Genomic DNA, 21,280 nt, shown 5'->3' on the forward strand with positions numbered 1-21,280 from the left:
TCTGCGGCCGGATTTCGCGCTCCTGCGCGCTCGTTGTCACGCGCGAATCCACAGCATGTCTGATAGCATTTCGGCATTCGGCCGGCAAACCTGATGCAGATCGTCGGCCGGGAACCCGCGTTCCCGTGGCTGGTCTCAGCCGCGCACGGTACCCGTCCGGGCCACACCACACACCTTTTCGAGCAGGCCGCCATCGGGCGAGCCTTGGGGAGAACCAATGGATTTTTGGACGGCCTTCCAGGCCCTGATTCTGGGCGTAGTCGAAGGCATCACGGAGTTCCTGCCGATCTCCAGCACCGGCCACCAGATCATCGTCGCGGACCTGATCGGCTTCGGTGGTGAGCGCTTCCAGGCGTTCAACATCATCATCCAGCTCGGCGCCATCCTCGCCGTGGTCTGGGAATACCGGCGCAAGATCTTCGACGTGGTGGTGGGCCTGCCCCGCGAGCGCAGCGCCCAGCGCTTCACCGGCAACCTGCTGGTGGCCTTCTTCCCGGCGGTGATCCTGGGCGTGGCCTTCGCCGACCTGATCCACCACTACCTGTTCAACCCCATCACCGTGGCCACGGCGCTGGTCATCGGCGGGGTGATCATGCTCTGGGCCGAGCGTCGCGATCACCTGATCCAGGCCGAGACGGTGGACGACATGACTTGGAAGCAGGCACTCAAGGTGGGTCTCGCCCAGTGCCTGGCGCTGGTGCCCGGCACCTCGCGGTCCGGCGCCACCATCATCGGCGGGCTGCTGTTCGGCCTGTCGCGCAAGGCAGCCACCGAGTTCTCCTTCTTCCTCGCCATGCCCACCATGGTCGGCGCGGCGGTGTACTCGGGCTACAAGTACCGCCACCTGTTCCAGCCCTCCGACCTGCCGGTGTTCGCCCTGGGCTTCGTGGTCTCCTTCATCTTCGCGATGATCGCCGTGCGCGCGCTCCTCAAGTTCATCGGCAACCACAGCTACGCGGCCTTCGCCTGGTACCGCATCGGCTTCGGCCTGTTGATCCTCGCCACCTGGCAGTTCGGGCTGATCGACTGGGCCACCGCCCAGGGCTGATGAGTCCCGGGCATTCGCGGCATCGATAAAGGCACGCCCCCGGGCGTGCCTTTGTCATAGTGGGCGCCTGCACCGCAACGATTGAGGAAAGCCCATGAGCGCGCTCGAACATCGCCTGCTGGAGGTCAACGGCATCCGCCTGGGGCTGTATTGCGCGGGCCCCGAGGATGGGCGGCCACTCTGGCTGCTGCATGGGTTTCCCGAGTGCTGGCATTCCTGGCGCAACCAGATCGAGCCACTGCTGGCCGCCGGCTACCGCGTGCTGGTGCCGGAGATGCGCGGCTACGGCAGCAGCAGCGCTCCGAGCGATCCCGCAGCCTACGACCTGATCACCCTCTGCGGCGATATCCAGGCCGCCATGGACGCCCTCGGCCAGCATGAGGCCTGCGTCATCGGCCATGACTGGGGCGCTCCGGTGGCCTGGCACCTGGCGTTGCTGGAGCCGTTGCGGGTCAAGGCGGTGGTCGGCATGGCGGTGCCTTTCGGCGGCCGCCCGAAGCAACCGGCGACCGAGGCGATGCGCCAGCACTTCGCCGGGCGCTTCAACTACATCCTCTATTTCCAGGAGCCGGGCGTCGCCGAGCGCGAGCTGGATGCCGACATCCCGCGCACCCTGCGGATGATGATGCACAACAGCTCCGCCGCCGTGCCCCGGGACTTCTTCCTCCAGGACAAGCCCGCCGGCTCGACCCTGTTCGACGGCATGCAGGACCCCGGCCAACTGCCGGCCTGGTGCGACGAGGCGGCCTTCGCCGAGTACCTGAAGACCTTCGAGGGGCGCGGCTTCCACGGTGCGCTCAACTGGTACCGCAACTTCGAGCGCAACTGGCAGCGCACCGAGCCGCTGCAGGGCAGGCAGGTGCTGCAGCCCGCCCTGTTCCTGATCGGCGACAAGGACCCGGTCGGCACCCTGGAGGCTTACGGCATCAAGGCCATGCCGCGCAGCGTGCCCGGCCTGGAGCAGCACGTGATCGCCGGGTGCGGGCACTGGCTGCAGAACGAAAAGCCGCGCGAGGTGAACGCCCATCTGCTGGGCTTCCTGGCGCGGCACTATCCGAATGGCAACTGATCTGCAGGGTGGGATGGGTGGGAGCGAATTCGTTCGCGATTCTTCGGCACCGAGCCCATCGCGGTTGAAACCGCTCCCACAGGTGGGAGCGGTCTTGGGGCGACTGGTGTCGCCCCTGCAGGATTGAGGAGGCTGTAGGGGCGAATTCCTTCGCCCGCCCTTGAATGCGCCCCTACAGGACTCCCAGGTCAGCCGGCCAGCAACTGGCGCAGCACGTAGTGGAGGATGCCGCCGGCCTTGAAGTACTCGACCTCGTTGAGGGTGTCGATGCGGCAGAGCACCTCGACCTTCTCGAGCGAGGCGTCCTCGCGGGTGATCTCCAGGGTCAGTGGCATGCGTGGGCGCAGTTCCACGCCGCTGAGACCGTGGATGCCGATCGTCTCCTTGCCGGTCAGGCCCAGGCTCTTGCGGTCGGTGCCGTCCTTGAACTGCAGCGGCAGCACGCCCATGCCCACCAGGTTGGAGCGGTGGATGCGCTCGAAGCTCTCGGCGATCACCGCCTTGACCCCTAGCAGGTTGGTGCCCTTGGCCGCCCAGTCGCGGGAGGAACCGGTGCCGTACTCCTTCCCGGCGAAGATCACCAGCGGCGTGCCTTCGGCCTGGTAGCGCATGGCGGCGTCATAGATGGCCAGCTTCTCGCCGCTGGGCACGTGCAGCGTGTTGCCGCCTTCCTCGCCGCCGAGCATCTCGTTGCGGATGCGGATGTTGGCGAAGGTGCCGCGCATCATCACCTCGTGGTTGCCGCGTCGCGAGCCGTAGGAGTTGAAGTCCTGGGGCTCCACGCCGTTTTCCCTCAGGTAGCGCCCGGCGGGGCTGTCGGCCTTGATGTTGCCGGCCGGGGAGATGTGGTCGGTGGTCACCGAATCCCCCAGCAGGGCGAGCACCCGGGCCCGGTGCACATCTTCCACCCGGGGCGGCGCGCCGGCGATATCGGCGAAGAAGGGCGGGTGCTGGATGTAGGTGGAGTCGGCCTGCCAGGCATAGGTGTCCGATTCGGGCACCTGGATGGCGCGCCACTTGTCGTCGCCGGCGAAGACTTCGGCGTACTCCTTGCGGAACATCGCGGTGTCGACCTTGGCGATGGCCTCGGCGATCTCCTGCTGGCTCGGCCAGATGTCCTTCAGGTACACCGGCTGGCCGTCCTTGCCTTCGCCCAGCGGTTCGCGGCTGATGTCCACGCGCACGCTGCCGGCCAGGGCGTAGGCGACCACCAGCGGCGGGGAGGCCAGCCAGTTGGTCTTTACCAGCGGGTGCACGCGGCCTTCGAAGTTGCGGTTGCCGGAGAGCACCGAGGCCACGGTCAGGTCGCCCTGCTGGATGGCCTTCTCGATGGGCTCCAGCAGCGGACCGGAGTTGCCGATGCAGGTGGTGCAGCCGTAGCCCACCAGGTCGAAGCCCAGTTCGTCGAGGTACTTCGTCAGCCCGGCGGCGGCGAAGTACTCGGTCACCACCTTGGAGCCGGGCGCCAGGGAGCTCTTCACCCAGGGCTTGCGCGTCAGGCCCTTCTCCACGGCCTTCTTCGCCACCAGGCCGGCGGCCATCATCACGCTGGGGTTGGAGGTGTTGGTGCAGGAGGTGATGGCGGCGATCACCACGGCGCCGTCGCCGAGGCGATGGGTGCGGCCCTCGTATTCGTAGTCCATCACGCCGCTCTGCACGCTGCCGCCCACGGCGGTGCCACCGCCGCCCTCGCTGAGCAGGCGGCCGTCCTCCTTGGCGCTGGGCTTGAGCTGCAGGGCGATGAGGTCGTCGAAGGTGCTGGCCACCTGGGTCAGCGGCACCCGGTCCTGCGGGCGCTTGGGCCCGGCCAGGCTGGCTTCGACCGTGCCCATGTCCAGGGACAGGCTGTCGGTGAACACCGGTTCGTCGCCGGCGCTGCGCCACAGGCCCTGGGCCTTGCAGTAGGCCTCCACCAGCTTGACCGTGGATTCCGGGCGGCCGGAGAGGCGCAGGTAGCCGAGGGTGATCTCGTCCACCGGGAAGAAGCCGCAGGTGGCGCCGTATTCCGGTGCCATGTTGGCGATGGTGGCGCGGTCGGCCAGGGGCAGGTCGGCCAGGCCGTCGCCGTAGAACTCGACGAATTTCCCCACCACGCCCTTCTTGCGCAGCATCTGGGTGACGGTGAGCACCAGGTCGGTGGCGGTGATGCCTTCCTTGAGCTTGCCGCTCAGCTTGAAGCCGATCACCTCGGGAATCAGCATCGACACCGGCTGGCCGAGCATGGCCGCTTCCGCCTCGATGCCGCCCACGCCCCAGCCGAGCACGCCGAGGCCGTTGATCATGGTGGTGTGGGAGTCGGTGCCCACCAGGGTGTCGGGGAAGGCGTAGGTCCTGCCGTCCTCGTCGCGGGTCCAGACGGTGCGGCCCAGGTACTCCAGGTTGACCTGGTGGCAGATGCCGGTGCCCGGCGGCACCACGCTGAAGTTGTCGAAGGCGTTCTGGCCCCAGCGCAGGAAGGCGTAGCGCTCGCCGTTGCGCTCCATCTCGATCTCGACGTTCTGCTCGAAGGCCTCGGGGCTGGCGAAGCGGTCGACCATCACCGAGTGGTCGATCACCAGGTCCACCGGCGAAAGCGGGTTGATCTTCTGAGGGTCGCCGCCGGCCCTGGCCACGGCGTCGCGCATGGCGGCCAGGTCGACCACGGCGGGCACGCCGGTGAAGTCCTGCATCAGTACCCGTGCCGGGCGGTACTGGATCTCGCGCTCGGAGCTGCGGGTCTTCTGCCAGGCCACCAGGGCTTGGAGGTCCTCGCGGCCGACGGTCTCGTTGTCCTCCCAGCGCAGCAGGTTCTCCAGCAGCACTTTCAGGGACAGGGGCAGCTTGTCGATGCTGCCGAGGCTCTTGGCGGCCTCTGGCAGGCTGAAGTAGTGATAGGTCTTGCCGTCCACCTCGAGGGTGCGGCGGCTGTTCAGGCTATCCAAGGAAGGCATTTGGCATCTCCTTTGGGCCCATACGGCATGGGCCGATACAGGGGGCGGAACCCTGGAAAGCTAGCTCTACTTGGCGGGTCCCGCCATGTTCTGGACCCCTGCTTCCGTGTGAGGGTTCCTTCTGTCTCATCACTATTGGCGTAGGATTTTTCCATCGACCACTGTGTGAAATCGGGCGCTTCGGCTCTATAGTGCGCGGCCAAGGAGACACCCCGATGAATAGCCTGTTCCTGCACTGCCGCCCCGGTTTCGAGGGCGAGGTGTGCGCCGAGATATCCGACCTGGCCGCCCGACTGGACGTGCCCGGCTACGCCAAGGGCAAGGCCAACAGTGCCTGTGCCGAGTTCATCTGCCAGGATGCCGACGGCGCCGAGCGCCTGATGCGCGGGCAGCGTTTCTCGCGCCTGATCTTCCCGCGCCAGTGGGCCCGCGGCAGCTTCCTGGCGCTGCCGGAGACCGATCGCATCAGCGTGCTGCTGGCGCATCTGGCCGACTACCCGGTGTGCGGCAGCCTGTGGCTGGAGGTGCTGGACACCAACGAAGGCAAGGAGCTGTCGAATTTCTGCAAGAAGTTCGAGGCGCCCCTGCGCAAGGCGCTGGAGAAGGCCGGGCGCCTGGTGGATGACCCGAGCAGGCCGCGCCTGCTGCTGACCTTCCGCAGCGGACGCGAGGTCTTCGCCGGCGTCGCCGAGGCGGACAACTCCGCGCTCTGGCCCATGGGCATCCCGCGCCTGAAGTTCCCCCGCGAGGCGCCGAGCCGCTCCACGCTGAAGCTGGAGGAGGCCTGGCACACCTTCATCCCCCGCGAGCAGTGGGAAACACGGCTCTCCGAGGACATGACGGGCGTCGACCTCGGCGCATCCCCCGGTGGCTGGACCTACCAGCTGGTGCGTCGCGGCATGCTGGTCACCGCCATCGACAACGGCCCCATGGCCGAAAGCCTGATGGATACCGGGCTCGTGCAGCACCTGATGGTCGACGGCTTCACCTTCAAGCCGAAGCAGCCGGTGGACTGGATGGTCTGCGACATCGTCGAGAAGCCGGCGCGCAACGCCGCGCTGCTGGAGACCTGGATAGGCGAGGGGCTGTGCCGCGAGGCGGTGGTCAACCTCAAGCTGCCGATGAAGCAGCGCTACGCCGAGGTACAGCGCCTGCTGCAGCGCCTGGAAGACAGCTTCCGCGAGCGCAGGATCAAGGTGTCCATCGCCTGCAAGCAGCTCTATCACGACCGCGAGGAAGTGACCTGCCACCTGCGTCGCCTGGACCGCTGAGGCCCCACGCCCGGCCGTGCCGGGCATCGGCCGGGCTGGGCGCGCCCGGCGCTTTACGCCACAATGGCGACCTGTTCCTGGAGTACCCCATGTCCGATCAGCCTGATGCCATTCTCGATGCCACCGGCCTCAATTGCCCTGAGCCGGTGATGATGTTGCACAACAAGGTGCGCGACCTGCCGTCCGGCGGCCTGCTCAAGGTCATCGCCACCGACCCGTCGACCCGGCGGGATATCCCCAAGTTCTGCATGTTCCTCGGCCACGAGCTGGTGGAGCAGGGCGAAGAGGCCGGTACCTACCTGTACTGGATCCGCAAGAAAGCCGAATGAGGCCCGCCCCGGATGCGAAGAAGCCCGCCTGATGCGGGCTTCTTGCTGTCTGGGGGCATGTCGGTGCGGTTGTCGGGCGGAGCACCGCCTGCGCGGAGGGTGACGGGGCCCTGGGTGCGCGCCCGTTCCCCGTCACCCTCGCGGGGGCCACCGGACCTCAGGCCGGCTCCGCCACGCCCAGCCGTTCGCCCATGCGGATGCGCGAGCGTGCGCTACGGGCGACGCGGAACGACAGCATCACCGCCGCCACCGTCAGGCCGACGATCAGCCCCTGCCACAGGCCGCGCGGGCCGGTGGGTTCGCCCAGCCAGTCGGTGAGCCCCAGCAGGTAGCCGACGGGCAGGCCGATGCCCCAGTAGGAGAACAGCGTCAGGACCATGGTCACCCGGGTGTCCTGGTAGCCGCGCAGGGCGCCGGCGGCGGTGACCTGGATGGCATCGGAGAACTGGAACAGCGCGGCGAACACGATCAGCGACGCGGCCACGGCGATCACCTGCGCATCCGGCGTGTAGATGGCGGCGATCTGTTCGCGCAACAGCAGCATCAGGCTGGCCGAGAGGCAGGCGTAGGTCAGCGCCACGGCCATGCCCATGCCGGCGCAGAAGCGCGCGTCACGCGGGGTGCCGCGGCCCAGGGAGTGGCCGACACGTACGGTCACGGCCATCGCCAGGGAGTAGGGGATCATGAACACCAGCGAACTGAAGTTCAGCGCGATCTGGTGCCCGGCCACCACGTTGGCGCCGAGGCCGCCGATGAGCAGGGCGATCACCGCGAAGATGCTCGACTCGGCGAAGATCGCGATGCCGATGGGCAGGCCCACGCTCAGCAGGCGGCGGATCACCGCCCAGCGCGGTATCTCGAAGCGGGTGAACAGGCCGCTCGGCTTGTAGACCTTGGCGATGTTCACCCAGGCCAGCATGCCGAAGAACATCAACCACATGACGGTGCCGCTGGCCCAGCCACAGCCGACGCCGCCCATGGCCGGGAAGCCCAGGTGGCCATAGATCAGCACGTAGTTCAGGGGGATGTTCAGCAGCAGCCCGCAGATGCCCAGCACCATGCTCGGGCGAGTGCGTCCGAGGCCGTCGCTGTAGCAGCGCAGCACCTGGTAGAGGGCCACCGCCGGCAGGCCGAAGGCGATGCCGTGGAGGTAGCCCATGCTCGGGATCACCAGGTCTTCTTCCACGCCCATCAACTGCAGCACGGGCTCGGCAAACAGCAGCAGGCCGGCGCCGGCGATGCCGACCACCACCGCCAGCCACAAGGCCTGGCGCACCAGCGGGCCGATCTCGGCGTCCTGGCCGGCGCCATGGCGCTGGGCGACTTTCGCGGTGGTGGCCAGGAGGGTGCCGGTCATCAACAGGAACACCGGCACCCAGATGGAGTTGCCCAGGGCCACGGCGGCCAGGTCGCGCGGGCTGACGCGGCCTGCCATCACGGCGTCGACGAAACCCATGGCCGAGTGGGAGAGCTGGGCGATCATGATCGGCAGGGCGAGGGTGAATAGGGCACGCAATTCGCGACGGATACGGTCGAGGCGAGTCTGGATTGTCACGGGGGGTCTTTCCCTGGCTGTGAAGCGTTCACCGGTACGGCGGTGGCGTCCGTATTGCTTGTGGCCCACGGGGTGGGCATGCCTGGCTGCGATGGGCTCGCAACGGGCGCTGGCCTGGCCGTGGCAGGGGGAATGCCGGCGATAGAGGGCAGCGGAGGCGAAAGACCGCGTAGTCTACGCCTTGACGGCGCAGTCAGGAAAGAGGGGGCGATGCATGCCCGCGAGGCGACGCCGGGTGGGTGGATTCCGTAGAATGGCCGCCTTGCCCCCGGAGAGCGCCATGCGAATCCTTGCTGACGAAAACATCCCCCTGGTCGACGCCTTCTTCGGCGCCTTCGGCCCCATCCGCCGCCTGCCAGGGCGGGCCATCGACCGGGCCGCCCTGGGCGATGCCGAGGTGTTGCTGGTGCGCTCTGTGACCCGTGTCGACCGCGCCCTGCTGGAAGGCAGCGCTGTGCGCTTCGTCGGCACCTGCACCATCGGCACCGATCACCTGGATCTGGACTGGTTCGCCGAAGCCGGCATCGCCTGGTCCAGTGCCCCCGGCTGCAACGCCCGTGGGGTGGTGGATTTCGTGCTGGGCAGCCTGCTGACTCTGGCCGAGGACGAGGGCGTGTCGCCGACGACCCGTACCTACGGTGTGGTCGGTGCCGGCCAGGTAGGCGGGCGCCTGGTGGAGGTGCTGCGCGGCCTGGGCTGGCGGGTGCTGGTCTGCGACCCGCCGCGCCAGGCGGCCGAAGGCGGCGACTACGTCGACCTGGAGACCCTGCTGGAGCAATGCGACGCCATCAGCCTGCATACGCCGCTGGACAAGGGCGGTGCCCATCCCACCCACCATCTGCTGGGGGCCGCTGAACTGGCGCGACTGAAGCCCGGCTGCTGGCTGATCAACGCCAGCCGGGGCGCGGTGGTGGACAACCCGGCACTGCGCGATGCGCTGCGCAGCCGGCCGGACCTGCGCGCGGTACTGGACGTCTGGGAAGGCGAGCCCGAGGCAGACCCGGAACTGGCCGCGCTGTGCCGCATCGCCACGCCGCACATCGCCGGCTACAGCCTGGACGGCAAGCTGCGCGGCACCGCGCAGATCTACCAGGCGTTCTGCCGTGCCCGGGGCCTCGAGGAAAGTGTGCATCTGGATGAGCTGCTGCCCGCATCCTGGCTGCCTGAATTGACCCTGGACGCCAGCGCCGACCCGGTCTGGGCCCTGGCCATGCTGTGCCGCGCGGTGTACGACCCGCGCCGCGACGACGCCGACTTCCGCCGCAGCCTGGTGGGCGATGCCGCGCAGCGCCGCCGGGCCTTCGACGCCCTGCGCAAGCACTACCCGGTGCGCCGGGAAATCGACGGCCTGCGGGTCCGGCTCCAGGGCGAGGCGCCGCAACTGGCGCAGTGGGTGAGGGCGCTGGGCGCCGAGCTGGCCTGATCGCCGGCCTGGACGCTGGAATGAAAAGGCCCGGGCAGGTGCCCGGGCCTTCGGAGTGGAGCGAAGCGGGGTCAGGCCTGTTTGCGGGTGCTGACCGACTGCTTGTCCAGTTCCTTGCAGGCATGCTGGATCATGCCTTCGGTGATCGGAATCTCGCGACCTTGCGCGTCGATGATCGCGCCGCCAACGGGCTGCTGCGGTTGAAGTGGAACGACCCGGCGGGTGGAAGTGCTGTTCTGCAAGCTCATGGCCTGTCTCCTCATCAGGTGGTGCGCGCAGTCTAGGTCCCATAGATGAACGCGCAGTGACAGTCAGGCGCCAGTATTACGCCGTAAAGCAATGGGACCGGAGGGTATCTGCAGCGATTGTGCCAATCGCGCTGACCGTCCGGCCCCACAGGTTGACCCGCAGCGCGGGCCGAGAGTTCAGCGAAGAGGTTGGCATGTCGACATTCCGTATGGGCCTGATCATCAATCCCCTGGCCGGGCTGGGCGGCACGGCCGCACTCAAGGGCAGCGACGGTGTCGCCGCCGAGGCCCTGGCGCGTGGCGCACTGCCTCGTGCCGAGGAGCGCACGCGCCTGGCGCTGGAGTCCCTGCTGCCCCTGGCGGAGCGCCTCGAATTCCTCACCTTCCCCGGCGCCATGGGCGCTGACCTCCTGGCGCGCATGGGTTTCCGTCATCGCCTGGTCGGAGCCCTGGAGGCTGCCACCAGCAGCGCCGCCGACACCCGCCATGCCGTGGTGGCGCTGCAGGAGGCGGGGGTGTCGCTGATCCTCTTCGCCGGCGGCGACGGCACGGCCCGGGACGTCAGCGCGGTTGCCCGTGAAGACCAGCCGGTGCTGGGCATCCCGGCGGGGGTGAAGATCCATTCCGGGGTCTATGCCATCAGCCCGCGCGCCGCTGGCGAGCTGGCGCGACGCCTGGTGGAGGGCGGGCTGGTGCGTCTGGCCAGCGGCGAGGTGCGCGACCTCGACGAGGCCGCCCTGCGCGACGGCAAGGTGGCGGCGCGCTGGTACGGCGAGCTGACGGTGCCGGTGGAGGGCCATTTCATGCAGCAGGTGAAGCAGGCGGGCATGGAGTCCGAGGAACTGGTGCTGGTCGAACTCGCCGATTGGCTGGCGGACAGCTGGGAGGCAGGCGTGCGCTATGTCTTCGGCCCCGGCTCGACCCTGCATGGCCTGGCGGGCAACCTCGGCCTGGAGACCACCCTGCTCGGCGTGGACGTGATCGAGAACGGGCAGGTGATCGCCCGTGACGTCACCGAGGCCCAGCTGTTCGCACTCGTGGATGGCCATCCGGCCTTCCTCCTGGTCACCGCCATCGGCGGCCAGGGCCACATCATCGGCCGCGGCAACCAGCAGATCAGCCCGCGCGTGCTGCGCGCCATCGGCCTCGAACGCCTGCGGGTGGTGGCCACCAAGCGCAAGCTCGGCACCCTCGAGGGCCGGCCTCTGCTGGTGGACAGCGGTGACGCGCAGCTGGACGACGCCTTCCCCGATGCGGTGCGCGTCTGGGCGGGCTACAAGGAAGAGCTGCTATACCCGCTGGGCTGGGGCGGCGAAATCGACGCCGAGGCCTGACCGGCAGATGACTACAGCGCGCTGGGAACCGACCTAAAGCGCAAGCGGCGGGCGCCCCTGGCAATGCCCCAGGCCGATCCTTAAGGTTGGCCGGGCCTGCCGATCCGGTGCTTCCACCCCCGGCGCATTCTCCTCAGGGCTTATGGTTGGGGCGTCGGGGGTGGAATCCCGGATCGGCAGGCTCCTTTGCACAGCTGAATACCCTTGGCCCGATGGCTCACACCATCGGGCATTTTCCGTTGCCTTCCGCTCCGCTACTCTTGCCGCTGCACACCTGTCCGAGGAGGGAAACATGGTCCAGGGTGGTTGCCTGTGCGGCGGAGTCCGCTTCGAAATCGAGGGCGAGCTGGCGCCGATCCAGATCTGTCACTGCAGCCAGTGCCGCAAGGCGCAGGGCACGCCCTTCGTCACCAATATCCCGGTGGACGAGACGCGCTTCCGCCTGCTCGCCGGAGCAGGGCTGCTGCGCGCCTTCAGCTCCTCGCCGGGCAAGCAGCGGGTGTTCTGCGAGCAGTGTGGCTCGCCCCTCTACAGCCAGAGCGAGAAGGCTCCCGGCGTACTGCGCATCCGCGCCGGCCTGCTTGAAGGCGAGCTGGCCACGCGCCCCGCGAACCACGCCTACGTGGCCTCCAAGGCCAACTGGTGGGACATCGACGATGCCCTGCCGCAATTCCCGCAAGGGCGAGGCTGATCATGTTCAAGCGACTGTTCTGCCTGTGCCTGCTGCTGGCCAGCCTGGGGGCCGAGGCGGCGGTGGATGCCGGGCGCCTGGTGGATTCGGCGCGTGCCCAGATCGGCGTGACCCTCAGCTACGACCCGGTCTACCGGCGCATCGCCTACCCCGGTGGAGACGTACCGCTGGCCACCGGGGTGTGCACCGATGTGGTGATCCGCGCATTGCGCGAGCAGGGCCTGGACCTGCAGAAAGTGGTGCACGAGGACATGCGCAGTCATTTTTCCGCCTACCCGCGCAACTGGGGCCTGAAGCGCCCCGACCCGAACATCGACCATCGCCGCGTGCCCAACCTGATGACCTGGTTCAAGCGCCAGGGCATGGCGCTGACCCCCAGCGACCAGGCCGCCAGCTACCGCCCCGGCGACATCGTCACCTGGGACCTGGGGCGCGGCCTGCAGCACATCGGCATCCTGTCCGACCGCACCGGTGCCGATGGCGCGCCGCTGGCGCTGCACAACATCGGGCGGGGCACGCAGGAGGAAGACATCCTCTTCCGCTACCGGATCATCGGGCACTACCGCTTCGCAGAACGTTGAATCGGCGCCTGCTAGTATCCGCACCATCCTTTCCCGAGCGGGAGCGCGTGATGAGCGCCGATTCCTTTCCTCCCCACATCCAGCCCGGCGAACGGGTGGTGCTCTTCGATGGCGTGTGCAAGCTGTGCAATGGCTGGGCGCGCTTCCTGATCCGTCATGACCGCGAGCGCCTGTTCAAGCTGGCCTCGGTGCAGTCCCCCGAAGGCCAGGCGATCCTGCGCTGGTATGGCATGCCCACCGACCACTTCGACACCATGGCCTACGTCGAGGGGCGCGATCTGTTCGTGCGTTCCGATGCAGTGCTGCGCATCGCCCGCCAGCTGCCGTGGCCGTGGCGCCTGGCCTCGGTGGCGCGCGTGGTGCCGGCGTTCCTGCGCGACTGGCTCTACGACCGCATCGCGCTGAACCGCTACCGGCTGTTCGGTCGCCACGAGGTCTGCCTGTTGCCGGACCCCGACCACGAACGACGCTTTCTCCACGCCGACCACTGAGCGGTTCCATGCCGCTGGCGCCGCGCCGGGAAAAACCGCAGAGTGGCGCCTCCTCCCGAACGAGTCCTCGCAATGGGTCTGCTTTCCTCTCGCCAGCGCAACGCCCTGCGCATGGCCGCGCGCTTCGTCGCTCCCTATCGCTGGCGGGTGATCGGTGCGCTGCTGGCATTGCTGTTCACCGCCGCCATCACGCTGTCGATGGGGCAGGGCATCCGCCTGCTGGTGGACCAGGGGCTGGCGACACAGTCACCGCAAGCGCTGAACCATTCGATCCTGCTGTTCTTTGTCCTCGTGGTGGCCCTGGCGCTGGGTACCTTCAGCCGCTTCTATCTGGTGTCCTGGGTGGGCGAGCGCTTCGTCGCCGATATCCGCAAGCGGGTGTTCAACCACCTGATCGAGCTGCACCCCGGCTTCTTCGAAACCAACCGCGCCTCGGAGATCCAGTCGCGCCTGACCGCCGACACCACGCTGCTGCAATCGGTGATCGGCTCCTCGCTGTCGCTGGCGCTGCGCAACGGCATCATGCTGATCGGCGGCATCGCCCTGTTGTTCGTCACCAACCCCAAGCTGACCGGCATCGTGGTCGTCGCGCTGCCACTGGTGGTGGCGCCGATCCTCATTTTCGGCCGCCGCGTGCGCAACCTCTCGCGGCAGAGCCAGGACCGCATCGCCGATGTCGGCAGCTACGTCGGCGAGACCCTGGGGCAGATCAAGACGGTGCAGGCCTACAACCACCAGGCCCAGGACCGCGAGCGCTTCGGCCGCACGGTGGAAGGCGCCTTCGACACCGCGCGCAAGCGCATCGCCCAGCGCGCCTGGCTGATCACCGTGGTCATCGTGCTGGTGCTCGGCGCGGTGGGGGTGATGCTCTGGGTCGGCGGCATGGACGTGATCGCCGGGCGCATCTCCGGCGGTGACCTGGCGGCCTTCGTGTTCTACAGCCTGATCGTCGGTTCCGCCTTCGGTGCCATCAGCGAGGTGATCGGCGAGCTGCAGAGTGCCGCCGGTGCCGCCGAGCGCATCGCCGAACTGTTGCAGACCCGCAGCACCATCAAGGCGCCCGAGAGCGACTTGCTGCGCCTGCCCGAGCGGGTCGAGGGCGAGCTGGAGTTGCGTGGCCTGCGGTTCGCCTACCCGACGCGGCCGCAGAGCCTGGCCATCGACGGCATCGACCTGCGCGTGCGCCCTGGCGAGACCCTGGCGCTGGTCGGGCCCTCGGGAGCCGGCAAGTCCACGCTCTTCGACCTGCTGCTGCGTTTCTTCGATCCCACCGAGGGCGAAGTGCGGGTGGACGGCCTGCCGATCCAGCGCCTGGACCCGGCCGACCTGCGTCGCTGCTTCGCCCTGGTGTCGCAGAGCCCGGCGCTGTTCTTCGGCAGCGTCGAGGACAACATCCGCTACGGCCGGCCCGCTGCCAGCCAGGCCGAAGTCGAGGCCGCGGCACGGGCCGCCCACGCCCACGAATTCATCCAGCGCATGCCCCAGGGCTACCAGACGCACCTGGGCGACGGCGGCATCGGTCTCTCCGGTGGCCAGCGGCAGCGCCTGGCCATCGCCCGTGCATTGCTGGTGGATGCCCCGATCCTGCTCCTCGATGAAGCCACCAGTGCGCTGGACGCCGAGAGCGAGCACCTGATCCAGCAGGCCCTGCCCGAGGTGATGAGCGGGCGCACCACGCTGGTGATCGCCCACCGCCTGGCCACGGTGCAGAGTGCCGATCGCATCGCGGTCATCGACCAGGGCCGACTGGTCGCCATCGGCCGCCACCAGGAGCTGGTGCTGAGCAGCCCGCTCTATGCGCGACTGGCAGAGTTGCAGTTTTCCACGTCGAGAGAAACGGCCTGAGCGGCCTCACAGGGAGTCAGTGGTGAAGGATGGATTGAGGGTGCTGGTGCTGGGGGGCTACGGCAATTTCGGCCGGTTGATCGTGCGGCGCCTGCGCAGTATCGAAGGTCTCGGCGTGATCGCCGCCGGGCGTGACCTGGCCAAGGCCCGGGCGTTGGCGGTGGAAACCGGTTGCGAGGCGGCACGCCTGGATATCGACCAGGCCGGGTTGGCCCAGGCCTTCGTCGAGTTGGGTGCCCAGGTGGTGGTGTCCACGGTCGGGCCCTTCCAGGGGCAGGACTACCGGGTCGCCGAGGCGGCGCTGGAGGCTGGTTGCCATTACATCGACCTGGCCGATGCGCGGGCCTTCGTCTGCGGCATCGACCGGCTGGACGCCGCTGCCCGCGAGCGCGGCCTGCTGGTCTGTGCAGGCGCCAGCTCGGTTCCGGGGCTGAGCGCGGCCGTGGTGGACGAGCTGCTGCCGCGCTTCAGCCGGCTGGACAGCATTGAGCACGGCATCAGTTCCTCGGAGAAGACGCCGGGGCTGTCGACCCTCGAGGCGGTGCTCGGCTACTGCGGCCGGCCGGTGCGAATCTGGCAGGACGGTGCCTGGGGCTCGCTCCACGGCTGGCAGGGCCTGCGCCGGCATGCCTTCCGCGCGCCGATGGGGCCGCGCTGGATAGGTGTTTGCGACATTCCCGACCTCGAACTCTTCCCCGCGCGCTACCCGGGCGTGCGCGACGTCAGTTTCCGCGCCGGCGTCGGCCTGCGTCTCACCCAGTTCGGCACCTGGGCGCTGTCCTGGCTGGTGCGCGGCGGGCTGGTGCGCAACGCCGTCGGCCTGGCGTCGCTGCTGCGCCGGGGGGCGGTGCTGGTGGAGCCCCTGGGCGACGGCCTCAGCGGCATGTTCGTGACGCTGCGCGGGCTGGATGGCGAGGGCCGGCCGCTGGTGCTCACCTGGGAACTGGTCGCCTACGACAACGATGGCCCCAACATCCCCTGCATGGCCGCCGTGGCGCTGGTGCGCAAGCTCGCCGCAGGCACCCTGGCGGCGCGTGGCGCGATGCCCTGCATCGGCCTGTTCAGCCGCGCCGAGTACCTGGCGGAGCTGGAAGGCATGCGCATCGATGTGGCGATCCGGGAAGGGGAGTAGCCGCGCTGGCTACGGCTCTTCGCAGATACCGTCTTGATTTCTAGTGAGCAAGGGCCAGTTTTGCGTCAAATGGCCGGCCTGATTTCAAGACGCCGTAGGCGATGCTCAGCAGCTTGCGCATGGCGGCGCAGACGATCTGCTTGCCGGTCTTGCCCTTCGCCCTCAATCGTTCGCTCAGGGCCCTGACAGCCTCGTTGTACGTCAGGGCACTGATCGCGGGCATGAACAAGCCGGCCCGCAGGCGCGATGAGCCCGTCTTGGAGATACGTGTCTGTCCCCGGTGGTTCCCGGACTCCTGCAGCCGCGGATTGAGCCCGGCAAAGGCAGTGACGGCGCGGCTGTTGGCAAAGCGCAGTGGGTCGCCCAGCTCCGCCAGGAGCAGGGCGGCGGTCTTGTCGGCGATCCCGTCAATGCTGGTCAGCAGGTCGCGCTTGCCGCGCAGATCCGGGTCGTTGTCGATGTGGTCGTCGATCGCCTTGAGGGTCTCTTCGATCTCCTGACCGATATGTTCCAGCACCGACTGGATCGAGGCCTGGACGCTGGCATCGGCCACTTCCAGGCGGTTGCGCTCCATCTGCTCGATTTCGCGCAGGTCCTCCAGGCGCCGTACCAGGGCTTTCAAACGCCGCACGGCACGGGGCTCGGGTTGCCAGGGACGCAGACTGTCCTGATGGCGCTCGCCGTATTCGGCGATCAGCTTGGCGTCGACCTTGTCGGTCTTCACCCGCTGCAACTGACTACGGGCGTAGTGGGCGATTTGTGCCGGGTTGAGGACACAGACCCGATAGCCTTGCTCCAACAGCCATTCGGCCAGGGCTTCATGGTGGATGCCGGTGGCCTCCATCACGACCCAGGCTCCGGGTTCGCTGTGTTTGTTCAGCCAGTCGCGCAAGACGGCGAAGCCCGCTTTGTCGTTGGCCAGCTTGGCCTTGGTGCGGTACTTGCCGTTGGGCTGCAGGGTGGCGAGGTCAAAGGTGTGTTTGGCGATGTCGATGCCGATGACGCTGGGCATGGATTCTCCTCTCGATCCGTTCAGACGCGATCATCACTGCACCCGACCCAACCTTGTAGATGCGAGCTCGAGGCTCTGGATACCGTTCGGGCTGTTCGAGTGAGTGTGGAGGGGCGGAGCACTATCTACGTTGCAGGCTCGTGGCCTAAGGATGGATACGACTTCCAGCCCCTCCCCCGATGATCAGTCGGGGACTATTACCCCTGTGGAGGTATTAGTCGAGATACAAGGATGGGTCGGGCGGCGTTCCGCGAGCGCAGCGAAACCCATCGTTGCGGAGCTTCAGGGGCCCCGCATCCAGGCAATAAAAAACCGGCCACTCGGGCCGGTTCTTCACCACATTGCAACTCAGCGGTATTCGCAGAGGTACGCGGTGTCCTGGGCGACTTTCAGCTGGAACTTGCTGTCGGCCGGCACGGTGAACTTGCTGCCGGCGGCGAAGGTTTCCCAGCTGTCGCTGCCCGGCAGCTTGACGGTCAGGGCGCCGGCGACGACGTGCATCACTTCCAGTTGGCTGGTGCCGAATTCGTATTCGCCAGGGGCCATCACGCCGATGGTGGCGGGGCCTTCGCTCATGCCGAAGGCGATGGATTTGACGGTGCCGTCGAAGTACTCGTTGACCTTGAACATGGCAGGGATCCTTGAGAGGGGTTGGAAAAAGGGCCCGCCAGTATGCCCAAGCCGCTTTGCAGCGTCACTAGGCAATGCGGCGGGGCGTTTCAGGAGGTCGCCGGGAGTACCAGGGGCAGCAGGCGCGCGGTGTTGCGTGCATCTTCCAGGGCCCGGTGCTGCTGGCCCTGGAAGCTGAGGCCGGCCAGTTGCAGCGCGGTGTGCAGGCCCACCGGCTGCTTGAGCTGGCGGACGCGGGCGAAGTGCTGCTTGAGGTTGAGATGGGGAATGGTGGCGAGGCGGCTGACCACCTGCTGCTGGCGCCACTCCTGCTCCAGCTGGCGGCGGTCGTAATCGCCCCAGCTGACCCAGTTGACCAGGCGTGGCTGGTAGTTCTGCAGCCAGCGTTCGAAGGCCGGCCAGACCTGCGCCAGCGGCGCGGCGCTGTCGACGCTGGCCTGGCTGATGTGGGTCAGCTGGCGGCAGAAGGTGGTCAGGCAGGGGCGACGCAATGGGCGCACGAAGCGCTGGAAATGGTCCACCTCGCGACCGTCGGCGGCCACGATCGAGGCGCCGATCTCGATGATCTCCATGTCTTCCAGGGGCCAGCCGCCTTCCTCGGTCGTGGCCTCCAGGTCTATCACCAGCCAGTGCGGCATGGGGCTCTCCTTGGCGCTTGCGGGGTGTTGCGGCAACTTCCGGGCGAGTATGGAGGGGCTTTCGCGGCTCGGCAAACCGCGTGTTAGGCTTCCAGGGACTTGCACAGAGGAGGGTTTGAGATGGCGAAGGTGACCTTTATCGGGCTCGGCGTGATGGGCTTCCACATGGCCGGCCACCTGGCGTGCGAAGGGCACGAGGTGCGCGTCTACAACCGCTCGCCGGAAAAGGCCTCGCTCTGGTGCGACGAATTCGGTGGCGACAGTTTCGCCACCCCGCGCGAGGCGGCGCAGGGCTCGGACCTGGTGATGACCTGCGTGGGCAACGACGATGACCTGCGCGCGGTGGTGCTGGGTGAGGACGGCGCCTTCGCCGGCATGCAGCCCGGCAGCGTGCTGGTGGATCACACCACCGCCTCGGCCGATGTGGCCCAGGAGCTGGCCGCCCTGGCCGCCGAGCGTGGGCTGGGCTTTCTCGATGCGCCGGTCTCCGGCGGCCAGGCGGGCGCCGAGAGCGGCATGCTGACGGTGATGGTCGGGGGTGAGCGCGAACTCTACGAGCGGGCGGCGCCGGTGATCGACAGCTACGCACGGATGACCCGGCTGATGGGCCCGGTTGGCAGCGGCCAACTGACCAAGATGGTCAACCAGATCTGCGTCGGCGGGCTGCTCCAGGGGCTTTCCGAGGCCCTGCATTTCGCCCGTCGCTCCGGGCTCGACGCGGCGGCGGCCATGGAGGTGATCGGCAAGGGCGCGGCGCAGTCCTGGCAACTGGAACACCGCCACCAGAGCATGCTCGAAGGCAAGTTCGACTTCGGCTTCGCCGTGGACCTGATGCGCAAGGACTTCGCCATCGTCTTCGCCGAGGCCCAGCGCAACGGCGCGCAACTGCCGGTCACCGAACTGGTGGACCGCTTCTACGGCGAGATCCAGGCCGAGGGCGGCGGGCGCTGGGATACCTCCAGCCTGATCACCCGCCTCGAACCGCCGAAGTGAGCCTGGCGCGGTCGGTCGCAACGACCGCCGCGCCGCGCGTGAACGGGCTCAGGCGCGGAAGATGAAGTACACCGCGCCGAGCAGGCACAGGCCGGCCCAGAGGTAATCGAGCTTCAGCGGCTGCTGCATGAAGTAGACGCTGAAGGGCACGAACACCGCGAGGGTGATCACCTCCTGCATGATCTTCAACTGGCCGACCGACAGCGCCGTGTAGCCGATGCGGTTGGCCGGCACCTGCAGCAGGTACTCGAACAGCGCGATCCCCCAGCTGATCAGTGCGGCGATGATCCAGGGCTTGGTGTTCAGGGTCTTGAGATGGCCGTACCAGGCGAACGTCATGAAGACGTTGGACAGGGTGAGCAACAGGGCGGTCTGCAGCCAAACCGGCATGACGGTGACTCCGCGATGTGAGGATGCGCGCCAGACTAAATGGCGGTGCAGGACAAGAAAAGGGGCGAGCGATGCGCAGGTGGGTGAAAGGGGCGGCGGCCACGTTGCTGGCAGCGGCGGCGGGGGCGGCGGGATGGCAGGGGCTGCAGATGTGGAAGCAGCGCGCCGTGCTGGCCGAACTGGTGGTGCCATCGGCCTTCGCCATTCCCCGTGACTTCGACTTCGGCGACTACCGCCTGGCCTGGAATGGCCACGGCCTGGCGCTGAGCCCGAAGGGCGACCCAGGCAAGCGGCTGTGGGCCACCGAGGGTGGCTTCCTCGCCGCCGGTATCGGCGAGGCCCAGGTCGAAGAGCACCGTGGTGCCTTGTTCGTCGACGAGCGCCGGGAGCTCCTCTGCCGCGAGCAGAGCCTGGACAGCTTCCAGGGGGCGGGCCAGCGGCTGGTGCTGCGGGGCCACCTGCGTTGCGCCGACGGTGCCGTGAGCGGCTATGCCCTGGTGCTGGAGGCCGATGGCGGACGCGGTGTGCGCCTAGCCGTGTCGCTGGATGACCCGCGCCTCAACCGCCTCTACCTGAACTGGCAGCGGGACGCCGACGAACGCTTCTTCGGCTTCGGCGAGCCGTTCAGCGCCTTCGACCTGGCTGGCCGCCGCCTGCCCATCCTGGTGCAGGAACAGGGCATCGGCCGTGGCCTGCAGCCCATCGCCCCGGCTGCGGACCTCACGGCACGGGCCGGTGGCGATTGGTCGAGCAGCTACGCGCCGGTGCCCTATTTCCTCACCTCGAAGTTGCGCGCCTTCTTCAGCGAATCCAGTGCCTACCAGGTGTTCGACCTGCGCGACCCGGCTCGGGTGGGCCTGGAGGTGCACGAGGGCAACCTGACCGCGCGCATCTACAGCGGCGACAGCCCGGCCGCCCTGGTGCGGGCTCACGCCTCCGTGGTCGGGCACAAGGCGCCGCTGCCGGACTGAACCCGGCCCGGGGATGCTCGGCCGGGGCTTCTCCGGCTGGATGCCGACTTCGGCGAGGCGTTGCCCTTCGAGGCGCGCCCGGCCTCGAGCGAGGATGCGGCCTTGCTGCACAACCGCTTCCCGGAAGCGTGGGCGTGGCTCAACCTTTGGAAGAGGTCGGCGGGGAAGGGGAACTGCTGTCCTTCACCCGCGCCGGCTACATCCGCAGCCCGGGCCTGACCACCGGCATTTGGCTGGGTGACCAGCTGGTGACCTGGGACGCCCACGATGGCCTGCACAGCGCGCTGCCGGGGCTGCTCTCCGGCGGGCTTTCGGGCTTCGCCCTCGACCACGCCGACACCGGCGGCTATACCACCATCGGCAACCCGCTGAAGGATTCCCACCGCAGCGAAGAGTAGCTGCAACGCTGTGGTGGCGCCGGTGCTGGAAGCAGGCGTCGAGCGCCTGCAGGTGGCACGGCCCGCCGGCTCCAGGGTGCACCTCTGGTCGCGGGCCAGGTACCGGGCATCGCCCGGCACGCGGGTGGAGGTCGCGGCGCCCATCGGCCAGCCGGCGGTGTTCTACCCGGAAGGCTCTGCGGTGGGCGAGGCGTTGCGCCAGGCGCTGCGGGAGCGAGGGATCACCGGCTCCTGAGGCGAGCACCGGAGGCTGTCTATACTGCCGAGGCGACCGTTCGGTCGCGGTGATCTCCCCTCCGTT

Annotated in this window: 22 protein-coding genes; 15 read left to right on the forward strand and 7 right to left on the reverse strand. The window is 68.2% G+C overall.

Annotated features, from left to right (window positions below; translation table 11 throughout):
• Positions 1 to 217: 217 nt before the first annotated feature.
• Positions 218 to 1,048, forward strand: coding sequence for an undecaprenyl-diphosphate phosphatase (locus tag HSX14_RS11165; RefSeq protein WP_173180149.1), 831 nt, complete (start codon positions 218 to 220; stop codon positions 1,046 to 1,048).
• 94 nt (positions 1,049 to 1,142) lie between these two features.
• Complete coding sequence (locus HSX14_RS11170) at positions 1,143 to 2,117, forward strand: alpha/beta fold hydrolase (protein WP_173180147.1); 975 nt, start codon at positions 1,143 to 1,145, stop codon at positions 2,115 to 2,117.
• A gap of 188 nt (positions 2,118 to 2,305) precedes the next feature.
• Here HSX14_RS11170 and acnA read toward each other — a convergent pair whose 3' ends face one another.
• Entirely contained in the window at positions 2,306 to 5,047 is a 2,742-nt protein-coding gene (gene acnA, locus HSX14_RS11175; protein WP_173180145.1) for an aconitate hydratase AcnA, read from the reverse strand.
• Between the two features lie 215 nt (positions 5,048 to 5,262).
• Between acnA and rlmM the strand changes: the two genes are divergently transcribed.
• Complete coding sequence (gene rlmM, locus HSX14_RS11180; RefSeq protein ID WP_173180143.1) at positions 5,263 to 6,318, forward strand: 23S rRNA (cytidine(2498)-2'-O)-methyltransferase RlmM; 1,056 nt, start codon at positions 5,263 to 5,265, stop codon at positions 6,316 to 6,318.
• An 89-nt stretch (positions 6,319 to 6,407) separates the two neighbouring features.
• Positions 6,408 to 6,647 (forward strand): sulfurtransferase TusA, encoded by a 240-nt coding sequence (tusA, locus tag HSX14_RS11185; RefSeq protein ID WP_021216828.1) that lies wholly within the window; start codon positions 6,408 to 6,410, stop codon positions 6,645 to 6,647.
• Positions 6,648 to 6,804: 157 nt separating this feature from the next.
• On the opposite strand, the gene HSX14_RS11190 is transcribed toward tusA, so the two are convergent.
• Positions 6,805 to 8,202 carry an MATE family efflux transporter gene (locus HSX14_RS11190; protein ID WP_228723573.1) on the reverse strand — a complete coding sequence of 466 codons (1,398 nt, stop codon included), beginning with the start codon at positions 8,200 to 8,202 and terminating at the stop codon, positions 6,805 to 6,807.
• A gap of 280 nt (positions 8,203 to 8,482) precedes the next feature.
• Here HSX14_RS11190 and pdxB point away from each other — a divergent pair, with 280 nt between their 5' ends.
• Entirely contained in the window at positions 8,483 to 9,625 is a 1,143-nt protein-coding gene (gene pdxB, locus HSX14_RS11195; RefSeq protein ID WP_173180141.1) for a 4-phosphoerythronate dehydrogenase PdxB, read from the forward strand.
• 71 nt (positions 9,626 to 9,696) lie between these two features.
• Here the strand turns inward: pdxB and HSX14_RS11200 are convergent, their stop codons facing one another.
• A complete protein-coding gene (locus tag HSX14_RS11200) occupies positions 9,697 to 9,873 on the reverse strand; it encodes a PA1571 family protein (RefSeq protein ID WP_173180139.1) in 177 nt (58 codons plus the stop codon).
• A 194-nt stretch (positions 9,874 to 10,067) separates the two neighbouring features.
• Here HSX14_RS11200 and HSX14_RS11205 point away from each other — a divergent pair, with 194 nt between their 5' ends.
• The 6 genes from HSX14_RS11205 (at position 10,068) to HSX14_RS11230 (ending at position 15,947) form a co-directional block, all read left to right on the forward strand.
• Positions 10,068 to 11,207 (forward strand): ATP-NAD kinase family protein, encoded by a 1,140-nt coding sequence (locus HSX14_RS11205; protein ID WP_173180137.1) that lies wholly within the window; start codon positions 10,068 to 10,070, stop codon positions 11,205 to 11,207.
• Between the two features lie 292 nt (positions 11,208 to 11,499).
• Positions 11,500 to 11,898: a GFA family protein gene (locus HSX14_RS11210; RefSeq protein WP_173180135.1), complete on the forward strand. Its 399-nt coding sequence runs from the start codon at positions 11,500 to 11,502 to the stop codon at positions 11,896 to 11,898.
• Between the two features lie 2 nt (positions 11,899 to 11,900).
• Positions 11,901 to 12,479 (forward strand): DUF1287 domain-containing protein, encoded by a 579-nt coding sequence (locus HSX14_RS11215; protein ID WP_173180133.1) that lies wholly within the window; start codon positions 11,901 to 11,903, stop codon positions 12,477 to 12,479.
• Between the two features lie 50 nt (positions 12,480 to 12,529).
• Positions 12,530 to 12,970, forward strand: coding sequence for a thiol-disulfide oxidoreductase DCC family protein (locus tag HSX14_RS11220; RefSeq protein WP_173180131.1), 441 nt, complete (start codon positions 12,530 to 12,532; stop codon positions 12,968 to 12,970).
• Positions 12,971 to 13,042: 72 nt separating this feature from the next.
• Positions 13,043 to 14,815, forward strand: coding sequence for an ABC transporter transmembrane domain-containing protein (locus HSX14_RS11225; protein ID WP_173180129.1), 1,773 nt, complete (start codon positions 13,043 to 13,045; stop codon positions 14,813 to 14,815).
• Between the two features lie 22 nt (positions 14,816 to 14,837).
• The gene (locus HSX14_RS11230; protein ID WP_228723574.1) at positions 14,838 to 15,947 is read left to right on the forward strand and encodes a saccharopine dehydrogenase family protein; all 1,110 of its coding nucleotides are present in this window, start codon (positions 14,838 to 14,840) and stop codon (positions 15,945 to 15,947) included.
• A gap of 40 nt (positions 15,948 to 15,987) precedes the next feature.
• On the opposite strand, the gene HSX14_RS11235 is transcribed toward HSX14_RS11230, so the two are convergent.
• From HSX14_RS11235 to HSX14_RS11245, 3 genes are all read right to left on the reverse strand, one after another.
• Complete coding sequence (locus tag HSX14_RS11235) at positions 15,988 to 16,959, reverse strand: IS110 family RNA-guided transposase (protein ID WP_116858044.1); 972 nt, start codon at positions 16,957 to 16,959, stop codon at positions 15,988 to 15,990.
• Positions 16,960 to 17,307: 348 nt separating this feature from the next.
• Positions 17,308 to 17,589 carry a pyrimidine/purine nucleoside phosphorylase gene (gene ppnP, locus HSX14_RS11240; RefSeq protein WP_111262861.1) on the reverse strand — a complete coding sequence of 94 codons (282 nt, stop codon included), beginning with the start codon at positions 17,587 to 17,589 and terminating at the stop codon, positions 17,308 to 17,310.
• Between the two features lie 89 nt (positions 17,590 to 17,678).
• Positions 17,679 to 18,227 carry a 3'-5' exonuclease gene (locus tag HSX14_RS11245; RefSeq protein WP_173179534.1) on the reverse strand — a complete coding sequence of 183 codons (549 nt, stop codon included), beginning with the start codon at positions 18,225 to 18,227 and terminating at the stop codon, positions 17,679 to 17,681.
• Positions 18,228 to 18,347: 120 nt separating this feature from the next.
• Here HSX14_RS11245 and HSX14_RS11250 point away from each other — a divergent pair, with 120 nt between their 5' ends.
• Positions 18,348 to 19,220 carry an NAD(P)-dependent oxidoreductase gene (locus HSX14_RS11250; RefSeq protein ID WP_173179532.1) on the forward strand — a complete coding sequence of 291 codons (873 nt, stop codon included), beginning with the start codon at positions 18,348 to 18,350 and terminating at the stop codon, positions 19,218 to 19,220.
• A 48-nt stretch (positions 19,221 to 19,268) separates the two neighbouring features.
• On the opposite strand, the gene HSX14_RS11255 is transcribed toward HSX14_RS11250, so the two are convergent.
• Positions 19,269 to 19,610 (reverse strand): DMT family protein, encoded by a 342-nt coding sequence (locus HSX14_RS11255; RefSeq protein WP_043247147.1) that lies wholly within the window; start codon positions 19,608 to 19,610, stop codon positions 19,269 to 19,271.
• A 71-nt stretch (positions 19,611 to 19,681) separates the two neighbouring features.
• Here HSX14_RS11255 and HSX14_RS11260 point away from each other — a divergent pair, with 71 nt between their 5' ends.
• The 3 genes from HSX14_RS11260 to HSX14_RS11270 all read left to right on the forward strand — a co-directional run bounded on the left by HSX14_RS11260 (position 19,682) and on the right by HSX14_RS11270 (position 21,214).
• On the forward strand, positions 19,682 to 20,581 hold the full coding sequence (locus tag HSX14_RS11260) for a hypothetical protein (RefSeq protein ID WP_173179530.1): 900 nt from the start codon (positions 19,682 to 19,684) through the stop codon (positions 20,579 to 20,581).
• A 134-nt stretch (positions 20,582 to 20,715) separates the two neighbouring features.
• On the forward strand, positions 20,716 to 20,979 hold the full coding sequence (locus HSX14_RS11265; RefSeq protein WP_173179527.1) for a TIM-barrel domain-containing protein: 264 nt from the start codon (positions 20,716 to 20,718) through the stop codon (positions 20,977 to 20,979).
• Between the two features lie 22 nt (positions 20,980 to 21,001).
• Complete coding sequence (locus HSX14_RS11270) at positions 21,002 to 21,214, forward strand: hypothetical protein (RefSeq protein WP_173179525.1); 213 nt, start codon at positions 21,002 to 21,004, stop codon at positions 21,212 to 21,214.
• Positions 21,215 to 21,280 lie beyond the last annotated feature (66 nt).

The sequence above is a fragment of the Pseudomonas tohonis genome, assembly GCF_012767755.2.
GTDB classification, from domain to species: Bacteria; Pseudomonadota; Gammaproteobacteria; order Pseudomonadales; family Pseudomonadaceae; genus Metapseudomonas; species Metapseudomonas tohonis.